This window comes from Streptomyces sp. NBC_00385, assembly GCF_035917155.1.
Taxonomy (GTDB): Bacteria; Actinomycetota; Actinomycetes; order Streptomycetales; family Streptomycetaceae; genus Streptomyces; species Streptomyces poriferorum.
Window position 1 is genome coordinate 5,427,360 of the sequence record NZ_CP107951.1, and the last position, 25,925, is coordinate 5,453,284.

Sequence of the window (25,925 nt, forward strand, 5' to 3'; positions counted from 1 at the left end):
GCAGGTATGGGGCGATTGAGGACGGCGGGCCCATCCGGGGGGACCCGCCGCTCGTCAGGGGTGCGTGGGCGCCAGGGGCGGCAGCGGTTCGGCGTTCACCGAACGGGCCGCCCGTTCCAGCGCGCTGGCCAGCAGGGCGAGATCCGTCGGCCCGTTGCCCAGCTCGCGGACCGGGCGACGGGTCGGCGGATCGCCCATCCGCTCCCACTCCAGTGGGACGACCGTGGGCCGCAGCGTCGCCGTACGCGGGATGCGGCCGGTCACCCGGCCGCCCTGGAACGGTGTGACCCGCCCGTCGGGATGGCCCAGCCGCCCGCGGCCCGGCGCCGGTTCGTCCGGGGACGGCGGTATGACGGGCGGATCCAGAACGACGCGCAGCCGCGCCCCGCGGGCCAGTTCGGTGTCCTCCGTGCGGTCCGGGCGGGCGGACGCCGCGACCAGATGGATGCCGAGCCTGCCGCCTTCCCTGGCCACGGCCTCCAGCGCCCGGACGACCGAACCCGCGGCGGGCCGGCCCGGACTGCCCAGCGCCGGGGCTATCAGCGCGTCGAAGTCGTCGACCAGCACGACGAGCCTGGGCAGCGGCGAGGGCCCCGGGTCCGAGGGCCGGGCCGAGGCGGGCCGCAGCCGCAGGGTGCCGCTCACCGCGGACTCCACGTCACCGCGCTGCTCGGACGGGCCGGGGGGACGCTGTCCCACCATCCGCTGCGCCACTTCGCGCCGGCTGTGCCAGTCGGTGAAGTCGAGCCCGCCGAGGAGCTCGGACCGCCGCTTCACCTCACCGCCCAGCGCCTGGGCGAACTCCCTCATCCGGACCGGATCGGACGCCACCAAGTGCGTGAACGCGTGCGGGAGTTCGGTGCAGGGGCGCAGGCTCTCCCCGCGCTCGCCACCCGCCCCGTCGATCAGGAGGATCCCGAGCCGGTCGGGCCGGTCGGCGGCGGCCAGCGACGCGGCGACCGCCCTCAGCAGTTCCGTACGGCCGCTGCCGCCCGGCCCCTCGACGAGCAGGTGCGGCCCCTCCTCGGAGAGATCCACGCTCACCGGGCCCCGGGGCCCGGCCCCGAGGACCACCACGGGCCGCCCGGCCGCCCCGGTGGGAGCACCGGCGGAGGGGGGCCGGGCAGCGGGCGTCCGCTGCCCGGCTTCGGTACCGCGCGCGGCGACCTGGGGCGCGTCACCCTGGCGCGGCCCGCTGACCCGGTTCGAGGAGCGCCCCGACTCCGCGCTCCGCAGGCTGTCGGCGCCCTGGACGTCTCCGGCCCCGCCCCAGGACCGGGTGTCGGAGCCCGGCAGGGTGCGGGAGCTCGGCGTGTCCCCGGGACCCCCGTCGTAGCGCTGCGCCCCGACGCGGGGGTACGGGGTGCGGCCGGATCCGGAGCCGGTGCTGTCGGGATACGGGGTGCGGCCGGAGTCGGAAGTGTCGGGGTACGGCGTGCGGCCGGAGCCGGTGCTGTCGTACGCGTCGCCACGGCCCGGGGCGCGGCGCGGGACACCCGCGTGGGTGTCGTTACCGCCGGGGTACGGGGTGCGGCCCGAGCCGGTGGCTTCCGGGTACGGGGTGCGGCCCGACGCGCGGTCGTCCGAGGCGCCGGGGTACGGGGTGCGGCCCGAGCCGGTGGGTTCGGGATACGGCGTGCGGCCGTCGTCGTCCGCGCCCCGGGGGGCACCGGTGCGCGGTGGGTCGGCGGGGGTGCGCTGGGCGCCCACGCGGGGGCCGGGGCTGCCCGGGTGTGCGGTGCGGGCCGAACCGCGGCCGTCGTCGGACACGGCTCCCCCGGCGCCCGTCCAGCTGCCCGCGCCGCGGACCGTCGCTCCCGGCTGCTCGTCCGCCGCCGAAGCCCAGCGGGCCATCAGGGAGGCCGGGGTGGCGCGGGCCAGGCCCAGCTCGTCCAGGAGCCGGGCGGACGGCGGGAGCGCCACGGCCGCGCGGTGGCCCGGCAACGCGGTCGAACCCTCGGCCCGCAGCGGGGCCAGCGCCCGTGCGAACCGCTCCGCCCAGTGCGCCGAGACCGCGTCCACCGTGGCCACCGTGCCGTGGCCCGCGGCCTGCCCGCCCGAGGTGCGCAGCAGCCGCAGGGCCGTCGCCACATCACCGCTGAGCATGGCCACGGCCCCGCACTCGCGGAAGGCGATCGAGGCCTGGCAGGCCGCCTCGTACGTCGCGGCGACCGGTGACGTGGGGGTGGCGGCCGGGGTCTCCGCCAGACAGACCAGATGGATGCCCGCCGCCGCACCCGCCGCGGCCAGCCGGGCGGTGTTCTCGCGCAGCACGGCGGAACCGGGGTCGCCGTCGACGACCACCACGGTGAACGGGCCCTCGTAGTGACGGGCGGCCTCGGCGACCGTGCCGGGATCGAGGCTCGCCCAGCCGGGGCCGAGCGGGCCCTCGTCCAGCCGCCGCACCAGCTCCGTCGTCCGGGCGATCGCCTGCTCACGGTCGTACGCGAGCAGCAGCCGGCAGTCCTGGCCGTGCATCGGCCGCAGATGCGGGAGCCAGCCGAGCCAGGCCCACTCGCGCCGCCGCTCGTCCGCGCCGCGGGCCCGGTCCGCGCTGATGAGCACGATCTCCAGATCCGCGGGGGAGTGCAGCGCGGCCAGCTGGGCCACGGTGGAGCGGGCGAGCCCCGCCAGCCGTTCCCGCGGCCCGGCGAGCCCGAGGGAACCGGCCTCCCGCAGTCCCACCGTGACGGGCACGGCGGGCAGGTCGGCCCGGTCGGTCGTGCCGAGGCGGACCACCAGCGCCTCCGGGTGCGCGATGTCGCGCTCCCACAGCCGGGGGCCGGGGCCCAGCGCGGTCAGCAGGACGGAGGCCGGATCCGGCCAGGTGCCCTCGGGGGCGGTGGGCCGCGCGGTGAACGTCGCGGCGGGGGGCGGGGCACCGGCCTCGTCGGGCACGCTCTCGTGCACCGGGTCGGTCCTGCCGCCCGCGAGCCGGCGGGCCCAGGCGCCTATGCCGCGCCGGGGTGCCCCGTCGTCCGGCATCCGGCCGGTACGCCCGGAACCGGAGTGGGGCCGCGCCGGGGCGGAGCCGTCGGGGCCCGGGGAGCGCTCGTGTTCGTGGGCGGCGTCCGCCCCGTCGTGTTCCTCCGGTCCGCCGTACGCGGGTCCGTAGCCGTGGTCCGGGGCCGCCGGTGCTGCGGACGGCGCCCTGGCCACGCGGAGGTGGCCCTCGCCGTCCGGTGCCGTCCCCAGGGCCGGGGTGCGCGCTCCGGAGGTGAGCCGGAGCGTCGATTCGCCGAGGCGGAGCAGTGCGCCGGGGTTCAGCCGGACCGGGTGGTCTCGGACGTCCGTGCCGTCCAGCGAGGTGCCGTTGGTGGAGCCGAGATCGGCGACGGAGACCCGGCCCTCCGCGGAGACCGTCACCGCGCAGTGCAGCCGGGACACATCGGGGTCGTCGAGCGGGACGTCGGCGTCGGCCGAGCGGCCGATCCGGATCTGCCCGCCGTGCAGCAGATGGACCCCGCCCGCGTCCGGCCCCGCGATCACGTGCAGCTGGGCCGGGACGGTGTCGTCCGGTGTCTCGTCCCCGCCCGGGACCTGGAGCGAGAGCACCGCCCCGTCGACCAGGGGCGGCTCACCGAGCGCGCACCGCTGGGCGTCGAGCCGTTCCCGTCCGGCGAACAGCACCACCGCACCGCTGCCGAGGGAGCCGTCGGGCCCGGAGACGGAGGCGGCCAGATGGGACGCCACGGCGGCCAGCGCCGTCCCCGCGGGGGCGGTCACCAGCACGTCGCAGGCGCGCGCCGGGGTCTGGCCGCTGCGCGGCGCGAGGACGGTCAGCCGGATCTGCATCGCCGTCAGCGGTCCCTTCTGCGCGCTGTCCGGCAGGGGAGACGCCCTGTGATTCCCCCCACCCGGCACGGACGCGTCGTCCGGTACAGGTTCGTCACGCAACGCGGGGCTCCCGCGCCCACAGTTCCGTGCTGGAGGCATCCTCGCACCTGCCACTGACAACACGCCCGGGGGTCACCGCTAAGTGATCTTGAAAGGTCTGCTGTGCGCCCAAAAGTGCCTGCTTGGCCGGTTCCCCGCAGCGCTCACAACAGGTCCGGGCGGCGCTCCGTGTGATCCGGACCGGCCCCCGGAGCCGTTCCGTCCGGACTCCGCGGCGGCAACCATCGGAGCGGGACGGGCGTCTTCCTCCATGGATGGTGCCACCGGGCGGCGGTCAGACCGCACGCCTCCGGGAAATTACGGGGAATTACCTGGAATGCAGACAAAAAGGTAACGTGCCCGACTCGGACGTCCACTCCGCCCGCCCCACTGGGGTCTTTCGTTTGGACCGGGCCGGATCCCGCGAGCCCGGCGTGCTCCAAACGAGAGGCCCTAGAGTGGGCCGGAACTCGGGACGGATCCGGGGGACCGCAAGCACCACGATCAGCAGGGAGCGCATGACGTGCGGCCGGTAGGCAGCAAGTACCTGCTCGAGGAGCCGCTGGGACGCGGCGCCACGGGCACCGTCTGGCGCGCCCGCCAGCGTGAGACCGCGGGCGCCGAGGCGGCCGTCGCCGGTCAGCCCGGCGAGACCGTGGCGATCAAGGTCCTCAAGGAGGAGCTCGCCAACGACGCGGATGTCGTGATGCGGTTCCTGCGCGAGCGCTCCGTCCTGCTTCGGCTGAGGCACGAGAACATCGTGCGCACCCGCGACCTGGTCGTGGAGGGCGATCTCCTCGCCCTCGTCATGGACCTGATCGACGGCCCGGACCTGCACCGCTACCTCCGTGACAACGGCCCGCTCACGCCGGTCGCCGCCTCGCTGCTCACCGCGCAGATCGCGGACGCGCTCGCCGCCAGCCATGCCGACGGCGTCGTCCACCGCGACCTGAAGCCCGCCAACGTGCTGCTCGACGAGCGCGACGGCCAGATGCACCCGATGCTCACCGACTTCGGCATCGCCCGTCTCGCCGACTCCCCGGGCCTGACCCGGACCCATGAGTTCGTCGGGACACCGGCCTACGTGGCGCCCGAGTCGGCCGAGGGCCGCCCGCAGACCTCCGCCGTCGACATCTACGGCGCCGGGATCCTGCTGTACGAGCTGCTCACCGGCCGCCCGCCGTTCGCCGGCGGCACCGCGCTGGAGGTCCTGCACCGGCACCTCAGCGAGGAGCCCCGACGCCCCAGCACCGTCCCCGCCCCGCTGTGGACGGTGATAGAGCGCTGCCTGAGCAAGGACCCGGACCGCCGGCCCAGCGCCGAGAACCTCGCCCGTGCGCTGCGTACCGTCGCCGCCGGCATCGGCGTGCACGCGAACTCCGCGCAGATCGCGGCAGCCGACGGCGTGGGTGCCCTGCTCGCGCCCGACCCGGCGCCCACCGCGGTCCCGGAGACGCCGGGGGCGGCCGACCCCACGCAGGTGCTCCCGAGCAACGCGGGCTCGTACGACCCGAACGGCTACGACCCCAACGCGGCCACCAGCGTCATGCAGCAGAACGCCGGGCCGGGCGGCGGCCACGCCGACCCGACCGCGGTCATGCCGCCCGTCCCGCCGCGCCCCGAGGGAGCGCCGCAGCCCGACGGGCCGCACCCCTGGCAGTCCCAGCTCCAGGCCGCCCGCGACCGCAACGAGCAGACGCAGGTCCAGTACCTCGACCCGAGCCAGGACCCGCTGCGCCGCCGCCCCCAGCGCCAGCAGCCGCAGCAGCAGCCGCGCCGCCAGCAGCAGTACCCCCAGCAGCAACAGCAGCCGCAGCAGTACCGCCAGCAGCAGCAGTACCAGCCACAGCCCCAACAGCAGCAGCAGCAGTACCAGCCACAGCGGCAGCAGTACGCGCCGCAGCAGCCGCAGCAGCCGCAACAACCCCAGCAGCCGGCCCAGCGCCCGCCCCGCGAGCCGAGGCAGCGCAGCGCCAACCCGATGAAGATCCCCGGCCTCGGCTGCCTGAAGGGCTGCCTGTTCACGCTGGTGCTGCTCGTCGTCGCGAGCTGGCTGATCTGGGAGCTCACCCCGCTCAAGGACTGGATCGGCCAGGGGCAGGGCTACTGGGACGCGATCACCGACGCCGTCTCCACCGTCACCGACTGGATCTCGAAGCTGGGCGGCGACAGCGGCGGCAGTGGCGGCAGCGGAACCTGACGCGACGGTGACGTGACTCTGTAGCCATATCGACTTCTGCGGACCAATTCCGCGGCAATTCGCCCGCAGAAGTGAAGGTTGGCGCCATCCGGGGCACGCAACCCCCCGATCGCCGCGTAGCTTTGTCGGCCGGGGGTTGTTGTGCGACGGTCCATCGCCAGCCGCTGAGGGAGCAGTCTTGGCACGGAATATCGGCAGCCGGTACACCGCCCACCAGATTCTGGGGCGCGGCAGCGCCGGCACGGTGTGGCTCGGCGACGGCCCCGAGGGGCCCGTCGCCATCAAGCTGCTCCGCGAGGACCTCGCGTCCGACCAGGAACTCGTGGGCCGCTTCGTCCAGGAGCGCACCGCCCTGCTCGGGCTCGACCATCCGCACGTCGTCGCCGTCCGCGACCTCGTGGTGGACGGCAACGACCTGGCCCTGGTGATGAACCTGGTCCGCGGCACGGACCTGCGGACCCGGCTCGACCGCGAGCGCCGGCTGGCCCCCGAGGCCGCCGTCGCGATCGTCGCCGACGTCGCCGACGGCCTCGCCGCGGCACACGCCGCCGGAGTGGTCCACCGCGACGTCAAGCCGGAGAACATCCTGCTGGACATGGAGGGCCCGCTCGGCCCCGGCAACTCCCACCCCGCGCTGCTCACCGACTTCGGTGTGGCCAAGCTGATCGACACCCCGCGCCGCACGAAGGCCACCAAGATCATCGGTACGCCGGACTATCTGGCGCCCGAGATCGTGGAGGGCCTGCCGCCGCGCGCCGCCGTCGACATCTACGCCCTCGCGACCGTGCTGTACGAGCTCCTCGCGGGCTTCACCCCCTTCGGCGGCGGCCACCCCGGCGCCGTCCTGCGCCGCCACGTCACCGAGACCGTCGTGCCGCTGCCCGGGATCCCCGAGGAGCTCTGGCAGCTGCTGCTCCAGTGCCTGGCCAAGGCCCCGGCCTCCCGGCTGCGCGCCTCCGAACTGGCGGCCCGGCTGCGCGAGCAGCTCCCGCACCTGGCCGGCATCCCGCCGCTGGACGTGGACGAACCGGACGACGAGGCCGAGCCGGAGCCGCACGGCCAGGCTTACGACGAGCAGCAGTACACCCCGGCGGCCGAGGAGCCGCGCCGCCGCGGTGCCGTGCCGCTGGTCCCCGGTTCGTCGCCCGACTCCAACCGGGACACCCACACGAGCATGCGCGTCCCGGCCCCCGACGAACTGTCCGGCGGCCCCCGGGGCACCGCCCGCGCCCCGCGCGCCCCGGGCAGGCCCCGGCCCGGCTCGGCCCGCAACAAGTCGGCGGCCATCCGCAAGCGGCGCCTCACCCTGGGGGCCGCGGCCCTGGTACTGGTCGTGGGGGCCGGGGTGGGCGGCTGGCTGGCACTGGGCGGCGACGACGCGGGAGCGACCCCGCAGGACACGAAGAACTCGGCCCCGGCCGCCCCCTGACCCGCCCCGGTCGCGGCGGCCGTGGAGCCGTGATCATGCGGTCCGAGGAATGCCCGCGCCGACAGCCGTTACGCTGGACCCGTGGCAGTCGTCGATATTTCCGAAGAGCTGAAGTCCCTCTCCTCGACCATGGGGTCGATCGAGGCCGTCCTGGACCTGGATGCGCTGAGGGGTGACATTGCCGTGCTCGAGGAGCAGGCTGCCGCTCCGTCCCTGTGGGACGACCCGGAGGCGGCGCAGAAGATCACCAGCAAGCTTTCGCACCTCCAGGCCGAGGTCCGCAAGACCGAGACCCTGCGCGGCCGGATCGACGACCTCGAAGTCCTCTTCGAGCTCGCCGAGGACGAGGGCGACGCCGACGCGCTCGCCGAGGCCGAGTCCGAGCTGGAGTCCGTCCGCAAGGCCCTGGACGAGATGGAGGTCCGCACGCTCCTCTCCGGCGAGTACGACGCGCGCGAGGCCCTGGTCACCATCCGCGCCGAGGCCGGCGGCGTCGACGCCGCGGACTTCGCCGAGAAGCTCCAGCGCATGTACCTCCGCTGGGCCGAGCGGCACAACTACAAGACCGAGGTCTACGAGACGGCGTACGCCGAAGAGGCCGGCATCAAGTCGACCACCTTCGCCGTCGAGGTGCCGTACGCCTACGGCACGCTCTCCGTCGAGCAGGGCACCCACCGGCTCGTCCGGATCTCCCCGTTCGACAACCAGGGCCGTCGGCAGACGTCCTTCGCGGGCGTCGAGGTGCTGCCCGTCGTCGAGCAGACGGACCACGTCGAGATCGACGAGTCCGAGCTCCGCGTCGACGTGTACCGCTCGTCGGGCCCCGGCGGCCAGGGCGTCAACACCACGGACTCCGCGGTGCGCCTGACCCACCTGCCCACCGGCATCGTCGTCTCCTGTCAGAACGAGCGCTCGCAGATCCAGAACAAGGCGTCCGCGATGAACGTCCTCCAGGCGAAGCTCCTTGAGCGCCGCCGCCAGGAGGAGCAGGCGAAGATGAACGCGCTCAAGGGCGACGGCGGCAACTCCTGGGGCAACCAGATGCGTTCGTACGTCCTGCACCCGTACCAGATGGTCAAGGACCTGCGTACGGAGTTCGAGATGGGCAACCCGGAAGCGGTCTTCAACGGCGAGATCGACGGCTTCATCGAGGCCGGCATCCGCTGGCGCAAGCAGAGCGAGAAGTAGTCCCGCCGGTCGGGACGTACGCGAGGAGGGGTGCGGGAGCCACGGCTCCCGCACCCCTCCTCGCGTATCCGCCGTGCGGTCAGGACGCGGTGCGGCCCAGGCACTGCTTCAGTTCGTCGACATCGTAGAAGTAGCTGCCCTTCGCGACGGGCACGCAGCCCTTCCTGAACGCGGTCTGCTTCTCGTTGTAGAGCATCCGCACCAGGTACTTGTTCCCCTTCCGGAACAGGTCCCACTGGATGTTCGTGGCCATGGACGCCACCGACTCGCCGCGCCACGGGTTGTCGGCGTACGTGTACGGCTCGGCCTCCGACACGGCCTTCGTGCTGCCGGGCAGGCCCATGAGGGCGGCCAGCGGGATGATCTCCTCCGCGTGGGTGAAGCGCAGCTCCGCGCCCGCGTCGCTGGTTCCGTTCCGCTTGGCGTCGATCTTCGTGAAGAAGTCGTCGAGCAGGACGTTCGCCATCCTGTACGTGATGTCGCTGTCCTCGAAGCCGGGGCCCTTCTCGTAGAAGTCCTCGGCGTCGCTGAGGTAGGCGAACCACCGCGCGTCACGGGGTGCGATGTAGCGCTCCATGTTCCAGTCGCCCTCGTCGGCCATGGCCGGAGCGATGCTGTAGAGGGCGTAGACCGCCTGCGCGGCTTCGACGTCGGTGGCGATCGAGTCGAACTCGCCGGCCGCGATCCGCTCGACGAAGGCCGGCTTGAAGATCTTCTTCAGTACGTTGCGGGCCGCCGTGTGCGAGGCCGGCCGGCCGGTGATCGTGTCGAGGGTGGTGGCGAGGCGCTCGTCGTTCTCGACGTAGTCCCGGTACTCCGCGCCTCCGGCCGACTTGTGGAAGTAGAGCAGGTCGGCATCGGTCCTGGCCGGTGTGATGAGGGGCGCCAGGGCCGGGTCGTTCTCGGCGAGGGCCTCGGCGAACAGATTGCCGCTGTCGACCGCACGGTCCTTGCCGGAGTTGACGACGTTGATCGGCTCGGAGTTCTCCGCGATCTGCTCGAAGAGCCCGGGAAGCCGCTTCTCCAGCCGCGCGGCGGTGTCCTGGATCTCGCGCACACCACGCCCGGTGAGCTGTCCGTATCCGATCGCGTCCATGGCGGCGAGCAGCGACTTCGTCTCGCCGCCGAACCGCTCGCCGTCGTGGGTCAGCTGCCCCTCGCTCCTCGCCTTCTCCCACAGGGCCAGGATCAGGTCACCGTCCTCGCTGTCGGACGCCGCCCGGGATCCGTGACGCGAGACGTTCTCGGTGAACACCGGCACGAAGCCCCTGGGGGCGTGCTGGTACGACCGCATGTTCTGCTGCGGCGCGTACGGGGTCTTGGTGGCGTAGGAGCCGGAGGAGCCCGCCGTCGCCTGCGCCGGCAGGGCCGCCGGCAGCAGGGCGGAGACGGCGAGCGTGAGGGAGAGTGCGGCGGTTCTCTTCTGCATGGGTTCACCGGGTTCGGGACGAGTCGGGTGGGCCGGACCTCCGCATCGTGATCGTTCCGGATGAACCGGATATGGCCGCAGCGCGACCGCCAGGCGTCCGAAACGGGCGTGGGGGAAAAGGGAGTTGGCTCGGTGAGTTGCGTAGATGGCGTGGTGAGTGCGTCACAGTCATGGTGCTGAATGAGGGTCAACTCATTTCAAACCGGTGCGCATTGCACAGAACGGCCTTGACGTAGTCCTTAACTCTGGACAGGGTGCTGGAGCAGCATGCGTATGTCTGGGACGGGTGTGATCGGGGGCGGGCGGCATGGCCACGGCACGACGTGGGCCGGCGCTCGGAGCAAACCCCGCTGGGCCGTGCCCCGCATATGGCTGCTCCATTGACGAGAACAGCTACTGGGGGTAGCAGCACATGACGAAGAAGACGCGAGTCCGCGTCGCGCGGATAGCCGCGGGCGCGGTCATCGCCGCGGGTGCCTCGCTCACCGCCGCGGGTGCGGCGCAGGCCGTGGGTATCGACGTCGGCGTCGGCGGACTGTCCGTCAACGCCCAGGCGGACGAGAACGGCCTCGGCATCAAGGCGGGCCTCGGCCCGCAGGGTGAGGCCGACGGCGGCACGACGACCGATGGTGGTACGGACGCGGGCGGGGCTGTCGACCAGGGACAGACCAGCACGGGTGAGACCACCGGCGAGACCACCACCACGGGTGAGACCACCGGCGAGACCACCACCACCGGTGAGACCACCACGACCGGTGAGACCACCACGACGGGTGAGACGACCGGCGAGACCACCACCACGGGTGAGACCACCACGACGGGTGAGACGACCGGCGAGACCACCACCACGGGTGAGACCACCGGCGAGACCACCACCACCGGTGAGACCACCACGACGGGTGAGACCACCGGCGAGACCACCACCACCGGTGAGACCACCGGCGAGACCACCACCGGTCAGACGACCGGTGAGACCACCACCACGGGTGAGACCACCGGCGAGACCACCACGGGTGAGACCACCGGCGAGGCCACCGGTTCCACCGGTTCCAACGACGGCGGAACCGGCACCTGCACCGTCGACCTCGACGGTGCCGAGTGCGCCGACAACACCGACACCGACTCGGTCGGCAACCAGCCGGCCGAGCAGGGCAAGGGCAAGGACGAGCTCGCCGAGACCGGTGCGGCCGAGACCACGTTCCTGCTGATCGGCGCCGCGACCATGATCGCCGGAGGCATCGGCTTCCGGATCCTGCCGCGCCTGGTGAACGGCCGCACCGCCGCCTGACGGGCAGCAGCGGAGCACGTCACACACAGGGGCCCCGGACGCCGATCGGCATCCGGGGCCCCTGTGCATGCGCCTGCGCGTACGAGGACGAACGTTTCTGCCGGCCCGGCGAAGGGCGGGCGAGGAGAGCGAGCGGTCAGGCGGGGGTGCGCTACACGGTCTGGTGCGCCAGCAGCGCCAGCGCGGCCAGCAACACCACCATCAGGGCCACCAGCATCGCCGGGCTGAGCCCGGCGAACGGACCCTGCTCCTGTTCCTGCTGCTCCAGTCGCGCGCGGCTGGCCCGGCATACGGGGCAGCGCCCCTCGTTCACGGGCGCCGCGCAGTTCGCGCACACCAGTCGGTCATAGGTCATGCGCATTCCTCCTCCCGCGCGGCGGAGCCGCACAAGCCTTCTCTCCGCACAACGCTCACGGAAACGCAACCGTTCCCCCTACCACTGTGCCAGCTCGCACGGGTTTCGGCTCGGCCCACCGGATACCTCCCGGTCCGTTCCGCTCGCGGCGGAGCCGGGACCGATGCCGTTTTACCGTAAATCACCCATCCCGGTACGCGCGCCTGCACGCGTGAGCCGGGTTCGCGTATGGTCACGCACACCTACTCCCGGCCGACCGTGGTGCATCCGTGATCCGATTCGACAACGTCTCCAAGACCTACCCGAAGCAGAGCCGTCCCGCTCTACGGGATGTGTCTCTCGATATCGAGAAGGGCGAGTTCGTCTTCCTGGTGGGCTCCTCCGGCTCCGGCAAGTCCACCTTCATGCGTCTCATCCTCCGCGAGGAGCGCGCCAGCCAGGGCATGGTCCACGTCCTCGGCAAGGACCTCGCGCGCATGTCCAACTGGAAGGTGCCGCACATGCGCCGCCAGCTGGGCACGGTGTTCCAGGACTTCCGCCTCCTTCCCAACAAGACCGTCGCGGAGAACGTGGCGTTCGCCCAGGAAGTGATCGGCAAGCCGCGCGGCGAGATCCGCAAGGCGGTCCCGCAGGTCCTCGACCTCGTCGGTCTCGGCGGCAAGGAGGACCGGATGCCCGGCGAGCTGTCCGGTGGTGAGCAGCAGCGCGTGGCGATCGCGCGGGCCTTCGTCAACCGGCCCATGCTGCTGATCGCGGACGAGCCGACCGGAAACCTCGACCCGCAGACCTCGGTCGGGATCATGAAGCTGCTGGACCGGATCAACCGGACCGGCACCACCGTGATCATGGCGACCCACGACCAGAACATCGTCGACCAGATGCGCAAACGCGTCATCGAGCTCGAGCAGGGCCGTCTCGTACGCGACCAGGCGCGCGGCGTCTACGGCTACCAGCACTGAGCACCCAGCACTGAAAGGACGCCATGCGCGCCCAGTTCGTCCTGTCGGAGATCGGCGTCGGCCTCCGTCGCAACCTCACGATGACCTTCGCCGTCATCGTCTCCGTCGCCCTCTCGCTTGCCCTGTTCGGCGGCGCGCTGCTCATGCGCGAGCAGGTCAGCACGATGAAGGACTACTGGTACGACAAGGTCAACGTCTCCATCTACCTCTGCGGCAAGGGGGACGCGGAGACGGTGGTCCAGTGCGCCAAGGGTGCGGTGACCGCGCAGCAGAAGAAGGAGATCGAGGGCGATCTCAAGAAGATGGACGTCGTCGACACGGTCATCTACGAGTCGTCCGACCAGGCATACAAGCACTACCAGGAGGAGTTCGGCGACTCCCCGATGGCGGGCAACATCACGCCCGACCAGATGCCGGAGTCGTTCCGCGTCAAGCTCGACGACCCCACGAAGTACAAGGTCGTCGCCACCGCCTTCGCCGGGCGGGACGGGGTCCAGTCCGTCCAGGACCAGAGAAGCATCCTGGACAACCTCTTCGGCCTGATGAACGGCATGAACGTCGCCGCGCTCTTCGTGATGGCGCTGATGCTCGTCATTGCCCTGATGCTGATCGTCAACACGGTCAGGGTGTCCGCGTTCAGCCGACGGCGCGAGACGGGAATCATGCGGCTCGTCGGAGCCTCCGGCTTCTACATCCAGATGCCGTTCATCATGGAGGCCGCGTTCGCCGGCCTGATCGGTGGCGTACTGGCCTGCGTGATGCTGCTGGCCGGGCGCTACTTCCTGATCGACGGCGGACTCGCCCTCCAGGACAAGCTGAACCTGATCGACTTCATCGGCTGGGAGGCCGTCCTCACCAAGCTCCCGCTGGTCCTGGCGATCGGCCTGCTGATGCCCGCAGTTGCCGCGCTCTTCGCGCTGCGCAAGTACCTCAAGGTGTGACATGCGCCCCGTGGGGCGCGCGGCCAACGAGCCGTGCGCCGACGGGGCGTTGTCCTAGACTCGGCGCCATGCCGGGCCCTGAGAACCGTTTCGGGTCCCGCGGCGTCCGCCGCGGGGCGGCCCTGACATTGGTCTTCGCGAGTGTGCTCGCCACCGCCGCCGCCACCGGTTCACTGCCGCGCGGGGACGGGCGGAGCACCGAGATAGAGACCCGGTCCGTGGCCAGTTCCGCCGACCGCGACGCGGTGGCCGACGCGGCAGCCGAGGCCGTGGCCGACGGCAAGTCCGGTACGGAGGCGGCCGAGGAGGCCGTCAGCCGCAGCGGGGACCGCTGGGGCGCGGTCTACGACGAGCGGGAGTACCAGGAGTTCGAGCAGGCCCTCGACGGTTCGTACACGGGCGTCGGGCTCGCCGCCCGGCGTTCCGCGGACGGGCTGGTCACGGTCACCCGGGTCCAGCGGGGCGGCCCCGCCGCGCGGGCCGGAATCCGGGCCGGAGACCTGCTGCGCACGGTCGACGGCCACCGGGTCGACAAGCGCGCGGTCTCCGACGTCGTGGCCCTGCTGCGGGGCGACCGTACCGGCGCCGCCGTCGGGAGCACCGTGGTGCTGGGCGTCCAGCGGGGGTCCGTCACCCGGACCGAGACGCTGCGTAGGGCCCGGCTCACCACCGAGGCCGTCTCGGTGCGGCGGCTCGGACCGTACCGTTCCGATTCCTCCGCAGCTGTGCTGATCGAGGTGGACTCGTTCACCAAGGGATCCGGTACCGCGGTCCGTGACGCGATCCGGAAGGCGCCGGCGGGCGCCGGTGTGCTGCTGGACCTGCGCGGCAACTCCGGTGGGCTCGTCACCGAGGCCGTCACCGCCGCCTCCGCCTTCCTGGACGGCGGTCTGGTCGCCACGTACGACGTGCACGGAGAGCAGCGTGCGCTGTACGCGGAGGCCGGGGGCGACACCGAGCGCCCCGTCGTCGTCCTCGTCGACGGCGGGACCATGAGCGCGGCCGAGCTCCTGACCGGCGCCCTGCAGGACCGAGGGCGGGCCGTCACGGTCGGTTCGCGGACCTTCGGCAAGGGATCCGTCCAGATGCCGAGCAAGCTCGCGGGCGGCTCCGTGGCGGAGCTGACCGTGGGGCACTACCGCACTCCGGCGGGCCGTAGCGTCGACGGCCGCGGCATCACGCCCGACCTCGCGGTGAGCGCGCGGGCCCAGGAGCGGGCCGAGACAGTATTGAGTGGCCTCGGGGGTGGGTCGTAGTGCGAAAATGGCCGCACTATGGCTAAGGAAAAAGACACCGGGCGCAAGATGGTCGCGCAGAACAAGAAGGCGCGCCACGACTACACCATCCTCGACACCTACGAGTGCGGCCTCGTCCTGATGGGGACCGAGGTCAAATCGCTGCGCATGGGCCGGGCCTCCCTGGTGGACGGCTTCGTGCAGATCGACGGCGGCGAGGCGTGGCTGCACAACATCCACGTCCCGGAGTACGTCCAGGGGACCTGGACCAACCACTCCGCCAAGCGCAAGCGCAAGCTGCTGATGCACCGGGCCGAGATCGACAAGCTGGAGTCGAAGTCGCAGGAGACCGGGCACACGATCGTGCCGCTCGCCCTGTACTTCACCAACGGCCGGGTCAAGGTCGAGATCGCGCTGGCGAAGGGCAAGAAGGAGTACGACAAGCGGCAGACGCTGCGCGAGAAGCAGGACACGAGGGAGACGAACCGGGCGATCTCGGCGGCCCGCCGCCGTCAGCGGAGCGCCTGAACGCACCGCGCCAGTGGCTGCCGGCCGGTGCGGCAGGAATACGCTGGCATCGTCGTGCGTTGGTCACGTACGATGGCACTGCACCCCACGGGGTGTGCACCACCTTTGAAAAATCAACATGGGGATGATCGGTTTCGACAGCGGATGTCGAAGCAGGGGAAGCGAGTCGAGGAAGCGGCAATGATCTCGTAAACCATATGTCGCAAACAATAATCGCCAATTCCAAGCGCGATTCCTCCGCCTTCGCCCTCGCTGCCTAATTAGCAGCTAAGCGAAGACTCTGCGGAGTGTCAGCCCGGGGGTGATCCCGACCCGGATCCTGGCATCACTAAGGGATCTAAACTTCTAAGCCCGGTCACGGGGCCTAGAAGGAAATCAAACAGTGGCTGGGCCTGTCGGAGGCTTGTTCGTGTGACCTCCGGGGCCGAGAAAAGCGTAGCGAACTGCACTCGGAGAAGCCCTGGTTCCGCACCGTTGGACGCGGGTTCGATTCCCGCCATCTCCACAATTCCCATGTGAACGAGGACCCCGCTGCCACCGGCAGCGGGGTCCTCGTTTTTTGCTGTCCGACGCCGCGCGGGCCGCGGCAGGCACCCGGGGGGCGTGCGCCCCCGGCGTGCGTCATGCACCGCGCTCCCACGCGTGGGAGGGGTCGGCCCGTCCGGGGCAGGGCCCGCACCACGGTTCGAAAACAGATGTATCTCTCATGATGAACAACACCCGTCCGTGGGGCCGGAGTGTCGTCGGGGTGCGCTACATTCATGGCCCGGGTGCACTGTGGTAGGGGGCGCGTGGGACAGGGTGGGGGCCCGGTCCGGCGACGCACAGACGGTCAGTTGCGCGCACCCGATCCTGAGTGGGGGAAGTGCGTACATCAGTGGAAACTTGGCGTGAAGGTGCCCGTGCGGGACACACCCACGAGCCCAACGAAGTCACCATTCAGCTCGACGGACTGGGACGGCAGCTCTCCGAGCTGCTCCCGGAACCCAGCGTTCCGGAGGGCTCCGACGGCCCGGTCTTCGTCGACGAGAGCGGCCGGCGCAGCAAGACGCTCCGACGGCTCGGCTGGGTCCTGGCCGCGATCTGTGTCGGCTACGCGGTGACGCTCGTCGTCGCCCTGCTCGGAGGCAACTCCACCGCCCCCTTCCTGCCGCTGTCCGGCCAGGAGGAACACCGCAAGGCGGAAGAGGTACGGACGCCGGCCACCGAGGGTGTGACCCCGGGAGCCGAGGTCACACCCGGCGTGACGCCCGACGTCTCGCCGTCCGCCCTCCCGCAGACCGGAGAGAGCGCGGCCGCCCCGGGCGGCGCCGTCGGGGCCGGCGGTTCCTCGACGCCCGGCACCGGATCCTCCGCCTCGGCCCGTACCGAACCGTCCGCGCGGAGCACCGCCACGGGAGCGAGCACCGCCGGCGGTGCGCCGGCCGGTGAGACGTCCGCGTCCGCGACGACCGCCGCGTCCGGGACGCCGAGCGCCGACCCGCCGGTCACGTCCCCTGACCCGGTCACTCCGCCCGCCACCACACCTGATCCTCCTGTGCAAGAGCAAGAAGGCGCCAGCTAGATGACCACCCCCGCCCCGCGGGTCAGGCACAACCGTAAGAAGCAGAGCCGGCGGCGCAGACTTCCCATGCGCTACATGCTGCCGTTCCTGTTCCTCGTTGCCCTGCTCGCCATGTTGATGCTGCGCGGCTACGTGCACAGCGAAATCCTCGCCGACCACCGGATCCAGCCACCGGCGGCCACCGACCGGGTGCCCGAGCAGGTGCTGGACGGCGGCCCGGTCATCGACGCGCGCAGCGCCACCGAACCCGCGAAGACGCTGCGGATCCCCGACCACCGGATCGTGCTGACCTTCGACGACGGCCCCGACCCGGTGTGGACCCCCCGGGTACTGGACGAGCTGAAGAAGCACCACGCACACGGCGTCTTCTTCGTCACCGGCACCATGGCCTCCCGCTACCCCGATCTGGTGGAGCGCATGGTCGAGGAAGGCCACGAGGTCGGGCTGCACACGTTCAACCACCCCGACCTCTCCTACCAGTCCACCGGCCGCATCGACTGGGAGCTGTCGCAGAACCAGTTGGCGCTCGCGGGCGCGGCCGGCATCCGCACCTCCCTGTTCCGGCCGCCCTACTCCTCGTTCGCCGACGCCATGGACGACAAGTCCTGGCCGGTCACCCAGTACGTCGGCAGCCGCGGCTACCTCACCGTCGTCAACAACACCGACAGCGAGGACTGGAAGCGGCCCGGTGTCCGGGCGATCATCGACCGGGCCACCCCCAAGGGCGGCAAGGGCGCCGTCATCCTCATGCACGACTCCGGAGGCGACCGGTCCCAGACCGTCACCGCCCTCGGCAGGTTCCTGCCGAAGATGCAGGCGCGCGGCTACGAGTTCGACAACCTCACCGACGCCCTGGGCGCCCCCAGCGCGCACACCCCCGTCACCGGGTACGCGCTCTGGAAGGGCAAGGCGTTCGTCTCCGCCGTCGAGGTGTCGGAGCACATCACCGACGTCCTGGTCGTCGGTCTCGCCGTCATCGGGGTGCTGGTCCTGGCCCGCTTCGGCCTGATGCTGCTCCTGTCCTTCGCACACGCCCGCCGGGTCCGCAAGAAGGACTTCAGCTGGGGCGAACCGCTCACCCGCCCGGTGTCCGTCCTGGTGCCCGCGTACAACGAGAGCAAGTGCATCGCCAACACGGTCCGTTCCCTGGTGGCGAGCGACTACCCGCTGGAGGTCATCGTCATCGACGACGGCTCCACGGACGGCACCGCGGACCTCGTCGACCGGATGCGGCTGCCCGGCGTCCGCGTGGTGCGCCAGCGCAACGCCGGAAAGCCCGCCGCCCTGAACAACGGCATCGCGCACGCCCGCTACGACATCATCGTGATGATGGACGGCGACACGGTCTTCGAACCGTCCACCGTCCGCGAGCTGGTGCAGCCCTTCGCCGACCCCCGGGTCGGGGCCGTCGCGGGCAACGCCAAGGTCGGCAACCGCGACTCACTGATCGGCGCCTGGCAGCACATCGAGTACGTGATGGGCTTCAACCTCGACCGCCGGATGTACGACATGCTGGGCTGCATGCCCACGATCCCCGGCGCGGTCGGGGCGTTCCGCCGTGAGGCGCTGAACCGGATCGGCGGCATGAGCGAGGACACCCTCGCCGAGGACACCGACGTCACGATGGCCCTGCACCGGGACGGCTGGCGCGTCGTGTACGCGGAGAACGCCCGTGCCTGGACCGAGGCTCCGGAGTCCGTGCAGCAGCTCTGGTCGCAGCGCTACCGGTGGTCGTACGGCACGATGCAGGCCATCTGGAAGCACCGCCGCGCGGTGATCGAGCGCGGCCCGTCCGGCCGCTTCGGGCGCGTCGGGCTGCCGTTCGTCGCCCTGTTCATGGTCGTCGCCCCGCTGCTCGCCCCGCTCATCGACGTCTTCCTGCTGTACGGGCTCGTCTTCGGCCCGACCGGGCAGACGGTGGTCGCCTGGCTCGGCGTCCTCGCGGTGCAGGCCGTCTGCGCCGCGTACGCCTTCCGGCTCGACCGGGAGCGCATGACCCATCTGCTCTCGCTGCCCCTCCAGCAGGTCCTCTACCGGCAGCTCATGTACGTGGTGCTGCTCCAGTCCTGGATCACCGCTCTCACCGGCGGCCGGCTGCGCTGGCAGAAACTCCGCCGCACGGGAGTCGTGGAGGCGCCCGGTTCGATGCCGAGCCAGGGCCGGCACAGCACCGACCGGAGGCCCGTCGCATGACCCATCAGCCCTCCGCGTACCCGCAGCAGCCGCCGCCGGAGCCGCACACGGTGCCGTTCCCGGTCCTGCCGCAGGCCGGGACGCAGCTTCCCGGCCAGGGGGAGTGGGCCCGGCCGGCCGGACCCGCGCCCTGGACGCAGGCCCCCGTACCCGTGCCGCCCGCACCGGAGCCCGAAGCCGCGCCCGCCGCGGCGGCGGCACCGGGCCGGGACCGCTATCTCGACCTGCTGCGCGCGGTGGCGCTCGTCCGCGTCGTCGTCTTCCACCTCTTTGGCTGGGCCTGGCTGACCATCCTCTTCCCCTCCATGGGCGTCATGTTCGCCCTGGCCGGCTCGCTGATGGCCCGGTCGCTGGCGAGGCCCGCGTGGAGTGTCGTCCGCAGCCGGCTGCGGCGGCTGCTCCCGCCGATGTGGGCGTTCCTCGCGGTCGTCGTCCCCATGGTCTTCCTGCTCGGCTGGAAGCCGGTTCGCGAGGAGGGCATCTGGTGGTTCCTCAAACTGGGCTGCTACCTGCTCCCGGTCGGCACGCCCCCCTTCCCGTGGGAGAGCGGCTCCGAGGGCGGCTTCCTGGAGACCTCCTGGGCCGAGCAGGCCATGGGACCGCTCTGGTACATCCGCGCCTATCTTTGGTTCGTACTGGCCTCACCGCTGCTGCTGAAGGCCTTCCGCAGGCTTCCCTGGGTGACGTTGCTCGCCCCCATCGGTCTCACCGCCGTGATCGGCACCGGACTGGTCACCGTGCCGGGCACCGCGGGCGAGGGGCTGGTCGACTTCGCCGTGTTCGGCTCCTGCTGGATCCTCGGCTTCGCGCACAACGACGGGCTGCTGCGGACCGTCCCGCGCTACCTCACCGTCTCGATGGCGACGTTCCTCATGGCCTTCGCGCTCTGGTGGGCCTCCGGACACCTCACCGAGGAAGGCTGGAACCTCGACGAGATCCCTCTCGCCCAGGCCACCTGGTCGCTCGGCTTCTGCGTCATCCTCCTGCAGTACGCGCCCTCCTGGCGGCAGCTGCCGGGCCGGCTGGCCGGCTGGGACAGCCTGGTCACCCTCGCCAACAACCGGGCCGTGACCATCTACCTCTGGCACAACCTGCTGCTGATGGCCGGATTCCTGCTCATCGACCAGCTGTGGAACGTGCCCTGGGTCGGCGACCACCTCGGCACCTACATCGACGCCTCGGGCAACGCGCTGGAGCTGATCGTCATCTGGCCGCTGATCGGGCTGATGATCCTCTCCGTCGGCTGGGTCGAGGACGTCGCCGCCAAGCGCCGTCCGAGGCTCTGGCCCAACGGGCAGTCGCACAAGGCTGGTGCCGGGAGCCGCGCGGCGGCCGTGCCCGGTGGTACGCGCCGGCGCTGAGCCACCGTCTCACCGGGCCGCCCCCGGCCCGGTGAGAGCAAGGTTGCGCACCGGTCACCTCGCGGCACCACACCGAAACGCGCGCTCTCTAGCGTCGGGGACAACACCCCGACCACCCGTGGAGGCGCGTGATGGCTGGCCGTTGGATCGAGCACTGGGAACCCGAGGACGAGACGTTCTGGAAGGAGAAGGGCGAGCGGATCGCCCGCCGGAACCTCTGGTTCTCCGTACTCTCCGAGCACATCGGGTTCTCCATCTGGACCCTGTGGTCGGTGATGGTCCTGTTCATGGGGCCGGAGTACGGGGTGGACCCGGCCGGGAAGTTCTTCCTGATCTCCACCGCGACGCTGGTCGGGGCCCTCGTGCGGATTCCGTACACCTTCGCCGTGGCCAGGTTCGGAGGCCGGAACTGGACCGTGTTCAGCGCGTTCACCCTGCTGGTGCCGACGGTCGCCGCCTTCATGGTGATGGAGCCGGGGACCTCGTACACCACCTTCGTGGCCGTGGCCGCGCTGACCGGCATCGGCGGCGGCAACTTCGCCTCCTCGATGACGAACATCAACGCCTTCTTCCCGCTGCGCAAGAAGGGCTGGGCGCTCGGGCTGAACGCGGGCGGCGGCAACATCGGCGTGCCCGTCGTACAGCTCATCGGACTGCTCGTGATCGGGACCGCGGGCGCCACGCACCCGCGGATCGTGCTCGGTGTGTACATCCCGCTGATCGTCGTCGCCGGGCTGTGCGCCGCGAGGTTCATGGACAATCTGGCGCCCGTGCAGAACGACACCGGGGCCGCGAAGGACGCCGCGCGCGACCCGCACACCTGGATCATGGCGGTGCTCTACATCGGCACCTTCGGCTCCTTCATCGGCTACAGCTTCGCCTTCGGGCTCGTCCTGCAGACCCAGTTCGGCCGGACCCCGCTGCAGGCCGCCTCCCTCACCTTCGTCGGCCCGCTGCTCGGCTCGCTCATCAGGCCCGTAGGCGGCTGGCTGGCCGACCGGTACGGCGGCGCCCGGATCACCCTGGCGAACTACGCCGCGATGGCCGTGGCGACCGGTGTCGTCGTATACGCCTCCGGCATCGAATCGCTCACCGTGTTCCTGATCGGCTTCACCGCGCTGTTCGTCCTCACGGGGCTCGGCAACGGATCGACGTTCAAGATGATCCCGGGCATCTTCCACGCCAAGGCGATCGCCCAGGGGCTGCGCGGCGAGGAGGCGGCGGCCCAGGGGCGGCGGCTGTCCGGGGCGGCGATGGGACTCATCGGCGCGGTCGGGGCGCTCGGCGGCCTCGCCATCAACCTCGCCTTCCGGCAGTCGTTCCAGACCTCGGGCACCGGAACGGCGGCCTTCTGGTCCTTCCTCGCCTTCTACGGAGTGTGTTTCGCGCTCACCTGGGCGGTATACCTTCGCCGCACGGCGGCGGTCCCGGCGAAGCCCCAGCTCAGCTACGCCGAAGTGTGATGATGACCTTGGGCCGGCCCTGACATGTCGGGTGACGTAACGGGCGGGAAATACGGGTGAACCGAGCCTGTCACGCTTCGTTGGCAGGCTCGGACCTCCGCACCATTGAGCAGCAGCGGGACGAGAGCCGGGTAGACCATATGCACGACGACGAACAGCACGGGCCCCTCGCGGGCTTCACGGTCGGTGTCACCGCCGCGCGCCGGGCGGACGAGCTCGGCACCCTGCTGCGGCGGCGGGGTGCCACCGTGGTGCACGCGCCCGCCCTGCGGATCGTGCCGCTCGCCGACGACAGCGAACTGCTCGCCGCCACCAAGCAACTCATCGACACCGTTCCCGACGTGGTCCTCGCGACGACGGCGATCGGTTTCCGCGGCTGGATCGAGGCCGCCGACGGCTGGGGCATCGGCGAACAGCTGCTGGACACCCTGCGCGGCGTCGAACTCCTGGCCCGCGGCCCCAAGGTCAAGGGCGCGGTCCGCGCCGCCGGGCTGACCGAGACCTGGTCACCGGCGTCCGAATCCATGGCGGAGGTGCTGGAGCGGCTCCTGGAGGAGGGCGTCGAGGGCCGCCGCATCGCCCTCCAGCTGCACGGCGAACCGCTCCCCGGCTTCGTCGAGTCGCTGCGCGCGGCCGGCGGCGAGGTCGTCGGCGTGCCCGTCTACCGCTGGATGCCGCCCGAGGACATCGCCCCCCTCGACCGGCTCATCGACATCACCGTGGCGGGCGGTCTGGACGCGCTCACCTTCACCAGCGCCCCGGCAGCGGTCTCCCTGTTGCGCAGGGCCGGGGAGCGCGGCCTGATCGACGAGCTGACGGCCGTCCTGCAGAGCGACGTCCTCCCGGCCTGCGTCGGACCGGTCACCGCTCTCCCGTTGCAGGACCGCGGGATCGACACCGCCCAGCCGGAGCGCTTCCGGCTCGGCCCGCTCGTCCAGCTCATCTGCCGCGAACTCCCCTCCCGGGCGCGGACCCTGCCGGTCGCCGGCCACCGGGTCGAGATCCGCGGCCACGCCGTCCTGGTCGACGACGAGCTGCGCGCGGTACCGCCCGCCGGGATGGCCCTGCTGCACACCCTGGCCCGCAGGCCCGGCTGGGTGGTTGCCCGCGCCGACCTGCTGCGCGCCCTGCCCGGAAGCGGGACGGACGAGCACGCGGTGGAGACGGCGATGGCCCGGCTGCGCACCGCGCTCGGGGTGCCCCGGCTGATCCAGACGGTCGTCAAGCGCGGCTACCGGCTGGCCCTGGACCCGGCGTCCGACGCCAAGTACGCGGACTCCTGAGGGCGTCGGCGCGCCATCAGGTACGAGGCCCGCAGCAGGAGCGCGAGGGCGGCGGTGCACAGGACCGCCCGTACGGCGTTCCAGGCGACCCACGTGTCCTCGAACCGGTCGCGCACGGCGGCCGGGTCGGCCATGCGCGCCGGGTTCCCGGCCCGCGCGAGCTCGTTGTTGAGCGGGACGTTGACGCCCGAGGTGAGCAGGAAGGCGACGGCGTACACCACGAGCGCGGCGAGGATCCACCGGCGCGGAACGGGGGAACGGCGCTGCTGCCAGGCGGCGGCCGCGGTGAGGAACAGCGCGCCGAGGAAGCCGGCGAAGAAGACCGGGTTCTCGATGACGTCGTTGATGTTCTGCATCACCTCGACGAAGGTCCGGTCGTCGCTGCGGCCGAGCGCGGGCATGACCGCGCACGAGAAGACGTAGAAGGTGCCCGCCATCAGGCCGGTGGCGACGGCGGCGGCACCGAGGACGAGGTGGTGGAGGGCGGTGGTCGGCCGGTCGGGCCCGCTGGTTGTCATGAATCCAGTCAAGTGGCGCGGTCCGGCCCGCTCCATGGTTCAGACGCGCAGTTGCCTTCGCGGGCGTCCAGCGGGGCGGACCGCCGACGGGGTCCGGGCTCCGCGCGGGCGCCGCGAAGTGCCGGGATACGGTGCGGGGATGACCGAGGAAGCACACAGGATCGACGCCGAGGCGGGGCTCCGGCCCGTGGTCCTTGCCGACGCGGGCCCTCTCGCCGAATCGCTGAGCCGCAGCCGCACGTACATGCGGCCCTGGGAGCCCGTGCGTCCCGACGCCTTCTACACCGAGCAGGGGCAGCGCGAGCGGCTGGCCGGTGCGCTGGCGGACCGTGCCGCGGGGCGCGCGATGCCCTGGGTGCTCTGCGACGCGCAGGACCGGGCGATCGGCACGTTCACGCTCAACGGCGTGGTGCTCGGGCCGTTCCGCAGCGCCGCCCTCGGCTACTGGGTGGACGTGGACTTCGCGGGGCGCGGGCTGGCCACCGCCGCGGTGCGGCTGATCTGCGAACTGGCCCGGGACGAGCTGCGGTTGCACCGGATCGAGGCCGCCACGCTGCCGTACAACGAGGCGTCGCAGCGCGTGCTCGCCAAGTGCGGCTTCGAGCAGATCGGCCTGGCCCCGGGCTATCTCCACATCGACGGCGAGTGGCGCGAGCACCGGCTCTTCCAGCGCGTCCTGCACGACGGCCCGGTGACCGGGGTGCCGGCGGGGTCCGGAGCCTGCTGAGGCTGCCGGGTCAGGCCGCCCGCCGCTCGTGGCGGTGGCCCTCCCGCGGCCACCGCAGATGTGCGGGCAGCGTCTCCGCGAAGCCGTACCCGGCCTTCTCCGCCACCCGGCACGACGCCCCGTTGTCCACCTGGTGCAGCAGTTCCAGCGTGACGAGTCCGTCGGCGGCGAACACCGTGAACGCCCAGTCCGTCAGCGCTTCGAGGGCCTGCGGGGCGATGCCGCGGCCGCGGGCGGGCGCCGCCGTCCAGTAGCCGACCTCGGCCCGGCCCGAGCCCTGCGCGGGGCACACGAGGACGACGTTGCCGACCGGACCGGTCCCGAGCGCCGTGTCCACCACGGCGAAGCTGTGGCGCAGCCCGGACTCCCGGCCCTCCTCCTGGGCCCGCAGCCAGCGCTCCGCCGCAGCCTCGTCCTCCACCGGGGCGCGCGACCCCGCCTGTATCGCCGGGTCGCGGTACGCGTCGAGCAGCGCCGGGAGGTCGCCCGGCAGCCACGGGCGGAGCACCAGGGAACCGGACCGGAGACGGGCGCTGCGCAGCTGGTCGCTCATCGGCCCATCGTATGAGGGGAGTTGTCGCGGCCGACGCGCCAGGGGTTACGGGCGGGAGCCGAGCGGGGCACTCTGGTGGGGACGGCGACCGGACCCGAGGCGGGGGCATGCGCATGGCGACGCGCAAGGGCTCGTACGACTGGCGGTTCGACTCCGGACGGCTCTGCCTCGACCTGGTCGCTACGGGCGCCGCGAGCCCGGGCACCGCCGACCCGCTGGACCGGACCGAGGGGCTCGCCGACTGGCTGGTGGCCGCCGGGGCCGTACCCCCGGGCACCCGGCTCGACGGCGTGGACGGCCACTGGCTCGTGCGGTTCCGGCAGCTGAGGAGCGCCGTCGACCGGCTGCTGACCGCGCAGCTCGGCGGGCGGGGAGCCGACGGCGCGCTGGAGCGCGTCAACGCGCTCGCAGCCGGCGCACCGCCCGGCCTGTGCGCCGTGCGCGCCGGGAACGGCGCCCTGGTACGCGGCCTGAGCGCAGCCCCCGGCTGCGAAGCGCTGCTGGCCGCCGTGGCGCGGGACGCGGTGGAACTCCTCACCGATCCGGCCGCCCTGGCCGGACTGCGCCGCTGCGAGGGCGACCACTGCCGCCGCGTCTACCTGGACACCTCCCGCGGCCGGCGCCGCCGCTGGTGCTCCAGCGAGGTCTGCGGCAACCGCGAACGGGTCGCCCGGCACCGCAGGCGCCACACCGGGCCGGCCGCTCTCTCCGCGGACCGGGAAGCCACGGGTCCTTAAGGCCGGCCGAAAGAATCTTGGACGCGCGTTGAATGGTTCGCCCCGCATCCCCGTATCGATGGCCAAGGAGCTCGACAGGGTCTCGACCGGGAGGTTCG

General features: G+C 72.0%; 20 protein-coding genes and 1 other RNA gene. 16 read left to right on the plus strand and 5 right to left on the minus strand.

The window, feature by feature from the left end; translation table 11 throughout:
• Positions 1–54: 54 nt before the first annotated feature.
• Positions 55–3,795 (minus strand): FtsK/SpoIIIE domain-containing protein, encoded by a 3,741-nt coding sequence (locus OG959_RS24235; protein WP_326661653.1) that lies wholly within the window; start codon positions 3,793–3,795, stop codon positions 55–57.
• Positions 3,796–4,399: 604 nt separating this feature from the next.
• On the opposite strand from OG959_RS24235, the gene OG959_RS24240 reads away from it, so the two are divergent.
• The 3 genes from OG959_RS24240 (at position 4,400) to prfB (ending at position 8,693) form a co-directional block, all read left to right on the plus strand.
• A complete protein-coding gene (locus tag OG959_RS24240; protein WP_326661654.1) occupies positions 4,400–6,076 on the plus strand; it encodes a serine/threonine-protein kinase in 1,677 nt (558 codons plus the stop codon).
• Positions 6,077–6,254: 178 nt separating this feature from the next.
• Positions 6,255–7,505 (plus strand): serine/threonine-protein kinase, encoded by a 1,251-nt coding sequence (locus OG959_RS24245; RefSeq protein WP_326661656.1) that lies wholly within the window; start codon positions 6,255–6,257, stop codon positions 7,503–7,505.
• Positions 7,506–7,586: 81 nt separating this feature from the next.
• Positions 7,587–8,693, plus strand: a complete 1,107-nt coding sequence (prfB, locus tag OG959_RS24250) for a peptide chain release factor 2 (RefSeq protein WP_148018941.1) — start codon at positions 7,587–7,589, stop codon at positions 8,691–8,693.
• 79 nt (positions 8,694–8,772) lie between these two features.
• Here the strand turns inward: prfB and OG959_RS24255 are convergent, their stop codons facing one another.
• On the minus strand, positions 8,773–10,122 hold the full coding sequence (locus OG959_RS24255) for a histidine-type phosphatase (protein ID WP_326661658.1): 1,350 nt from the start codon (positions 10,120–10,122) through the stop codon (positions 8,773–8,775).
• Between the two features lie 412 nt (positions 10,123–10,534).
• On the opposite strand from OG959_RS24255, the gene OG959_RS24260 reads away from it, so the two are divergent.
• Positions 10,535–11,410, plus strand: coding sequence for an LPXTG cell wall anchor domain-containing protein (locus tag OG959_RS24260; RefSeq protein ID WP_326661659.1), 876 nt, complete (start codon positions 10,535–10,537; stop codon positions 11,408–11,410).
• Positions 11,411–11,561: 151 nt separating this feature from the next.
• On the opposite strand, the gene OG959_RS24265 is transcribed toward OG959_RS24260, so the two are convergent.
• On the minus strand, positions 11,562–11,765 hold the full coding sequence (locus tag OG959_RS24265) for a hypothetical protein (RefSeq protein ID WP_136330037.1): 204 nt from the start codon (positions 11,763–11,765) through the stop codon (positions 11,562–11,564).
• A gap of 269 nt (positions 11,766–12,034) precedes the next feature.
• Between OG959_RS24265 and ftsE the strand changes: the two genes are divergently transcribed.
• The 10 genes from ftsE (at position 12,035) to OG959_RS24315 (ending at position 23,292) form a co-directional block, all read left to right on the plus strand.
• Positions 12,035–12,724, plus strand: coding sequence for a cell division ATP-binding protein FtsE (ftsE, locus tag OG959_RS24270; protein WP_024489199.1), 690 nt, complete (start codon positions 12,035–12,037; stop codon positions 12,722–12,724).
• Positions 12,725–12,747: 23 nt separating this feature from the next.
• Positions 12,748–13,665 carry a permease-like cell division protein FtsX gene (ftsX, locus tag OG959_RS24275; protein WP_326661661.1) on the plus strand — a complete coding sequence of 306 codons (918 nt, stop codon included), beginning with the start codon at positions 12,748–12,750 and terminating at the stop codon, positions 13,663–13,665.
• A 68-nt stretch (positions 13,666–13,733) separates the two neighbouring features.
• Positions 13,734–14,921 carry a S41 family peptidase gene (locus OG959_RS24280; protein ID WP_326661663.1) on the plus strand — a complete coding sequence of 396 codons (1,188 nt, stop codon included), beginning with the start codon at positions 13,734–13,736 and terminating at the stop codon, positions 14,919–14,921.
• A gap of 18 nt (positions 14,922–14,939) precedes the next feature.
• Positions 14,940–15,428, plus strand: a complete 489-nt coding sequence (smpB, locus tag OG959_RS24285) for an SsrA-binding protein SmpB (protein WP_219569826.1) — start codon at positions 14,940–14,942, stop codon at positions 15,426–15,428.
• 120 nt (positions 15,429–15,548) lie between these two features.
• Positions 15,549–15,936, plus strand: a transfer-messenger RNA (tmRNA) gene (ssrA, locus tag OG959_RS24290).
• 357 nt (positions 15,937–16,293) lie between these two features.
• Positions 16,294–16,992 carry a hypothetical protein gene (locus OG959_RS24295; RefSeq protein WP_326661665.1) on the plus strand — a complete coding sequence of 233 codons (699 nt, stop codon included), beginning with the start codon at positions 16,294–16,296 and terminating at the stop codon, positions 16,990–16,992.
• Between the two features lie 66 nt (positions 16,993–17,058).
• The gene (locus OG959_RS24300; protein ID WP_442805755.1) at positions 17,059–19,185 is read left to right on the plus strand and encodes a glycosyltransferase; all 2,127 of its coding nucleotides are present in this window, start codon (positions 17,059–17,061) and stop codon (positions 19,183–19,185) included.
• On the plus strand, positions 19,182–20,546 hold the full coding sequence (locus OG959_RS24305; protein ID WP_326661669.1) for an acyltransferase family protein: 1,365 nt from the start codon (positions 19,182–19,184) through the stop codon (positions 20,544–20,546). Before OG959_RS24300 ends, OG959_RS24305 begins: the two co-directional genes overlap by 4 nt.
• 131 nt (positions 20,547–20,677) lie before the next feature.
• Positions 20,678–22,009 (plus strand): nitrate/nitrite transporter, encoded by a 1,332-nt coding sequence (locus OG959_RS24310; RefSeq protein ID WP_326661671.1) that lies wholly within the window; start codon positions 20,678–20,680, stop codon positions 22,007–22,009.
• 140 nt (positions 22,010–22,149) lie between these two features.
• Complete coding sequence (locus tag OG959_RS24315; RefSeq protein ID WP_326661673.1) at positions 22,150–23,292, plus strand: uroporphyrinogen-III synthase; 1,143 nt, start codon at positions 22,150–22,152, stop codon at positions 23,290–23,292.
• Here OG959_RS24315 and OG959_RS24320 read toward each other — a convergent pair.
• Complete coding sequence (locus tag OG959_RS24320; RefSeq protein ID WP_326661675.1) at positions 23,241–23,810, minus strand: anthrone oxygenase family protein; 570 nt, start codon at positions 23,808–23,810, stop codon at positions 23,241–23,243. The two genes, OG959_RS24315 and OG959_RS24320, sit on opposite strands and share 52 nt — an antisense overlap.
• Positions 23,811–23,949: 139 nt before the next feature.
• On the opposite strand from OG959_RS24320, the gene OG959_RS24325 reads away from it, so the two are divergent.
• The gene (locus OG959_RS24325; RefSeq protein ID WP_326661677.1) at positions 23,950–24,537 is read left to right on the plus strand and encodes a GNAT family N-acetyltransferase; all 588 of its coding nucleotides are present in this window, start codon (positions 23,950–23,952) and stop codon (positions 24,535–24,537) included.
• Between the two features lie 10 nt (positions 24,538–24,547).
• On the opposite strand, the gene OG959_RS24330 is transcribed toward OG959_RS24325, so the two are convergent.
• Entirely contained in the window at positions 24,548–25,090 is a 543-nt protein-coding gene (locus tag OG959_RS24330) for a GNAT family N-acetyltransferase (protein WP_326661679.1), read from the minus strand.
• A gap of 113 nt (positions 25,091–25,203) precedes the next feature.
• On the opposite strand from OG959_RS24330, the gene OG959_RS24335 reads away from it, so the two are divergent.
• The gene (locus tag OG959_RS24335) at positions 25,204–25,827 is read left to right on the plus strand and encodes a CGNR zinc finger domain-containing protein (protein ID WP_326666583.1); all 624 of its coding nucleotides are present in this window, start codon (positions 25,204–25,206) and stop codon (positions 25,825–25,827) included.
• The last annotated feature ends 98 nt before the right edge of the window (positions 25,828–25,925 follow it).

Bases quoted from the DNA above. Each gene is read 5' to 3' on its own strand.
- OG959_RS24255 (WP_326661658.1), bottom strand. From the start codon at position 10,122: ATGCAGAAGAGAACCGCCGCACTCTCCCTCACGCTCGCCGTCTCCGCC.
- OG959_RS24300 (WP_442805755.1), top strand. From the start codon at position 17,059: ATGCGCTACATGCTGCCGTTCCTGTTCCTCGTTGCCCTGCTCGCCATG.
- OG959_RS24315 (WP_326661673.1), top strand. From the start codon at position 22,150: ATGCACGACGACGAACAGCACGGGCCCCTCGCGGGCTTCACGGTCGGT.
- OG959_RS24310 (WP_326661671.1), top strand. From the start codon at position 20,678: ATGGCTGGCCGTTGGATCGAGCACTGGGAACCCGAGGACGAGACGTTC.
- smpB (WP_219569826.1), top strand. From the start codon at position 14,940: ATGGCTAAGGAAAAAGACACCGGGCGCAAGATGGTCGCGCAGAACAAG.
- OG959_RS24335 (WP_326666583.1), top strand. From the start codon at position 25,204: ATGGCGACGCGCAAGGGCTCGTACGACTGGCGGTTCGACTCCGGACGG.
- OG959_RS24325 (WP_326661677.1), top strand. From the start codon at position 23,950: ATGACCGAGGAAGCACACAGGATCGACGCCGAGGCGGGGCTCCGGCCC.
- ftsX (WP_326661661.1), top strand. From the start codon at position 12,748: ATGCGCGCCCAGTTCGTCCTGTCGGAGATCGGCGTCGGCCTCCGTCGC.
- OG959_RS24330 (WP_326661679.1), bottom strand. From the start codon at position 25,090: ATGAGCGACCAGCTGCGCAGCGCCCGTCTCCGGTCCGGTTCCCTGGTG.
- OG959_RS24280 (WP_326661663.1), top strand. From the start codon at position 13,734: ATGCCGGGCCCTGAGAACCGTTTCGGGTCCCGCGGCGTCCGCCGCGGG.
- OG959_RS24235 (WP_326661653.1), bottom strand. From the start codon at position 3,795: ATGCAGATCCGGCTGACCGTCCTCGCGCCGCGCAGCGGCCAGACCCCG.
- OG959_RS24320 (WP_326661675.1), bottom strand. From the start codon at position 23,810: ATGACAACCAGCGGGCCCGACCGGCCGACCACCGCCCTCCACCACCTC.
- OG959_RS24305 (WP_326661669.1), top strand. From the start codon at position 19,182: ATGACCCATCAGCCCTCCGCGTACCCGCAGCAGCCGCCGCCGGAGCCG.
- OG959_RS24265 (WP_136330037.1), bottom strand. From the start codon at position 11,765: ATGACCTATGACCGACTGGTGTGCGCGAACTGCGCGGCGCCCGTGAAC.
- OG959_RS24260 (WP_326661659.1), top strand. From the start codon at position 10,535: ATGACGAAGAAGACGCGAGTCCGCGTCGCGCGGATAGCCGCGGGCGCG.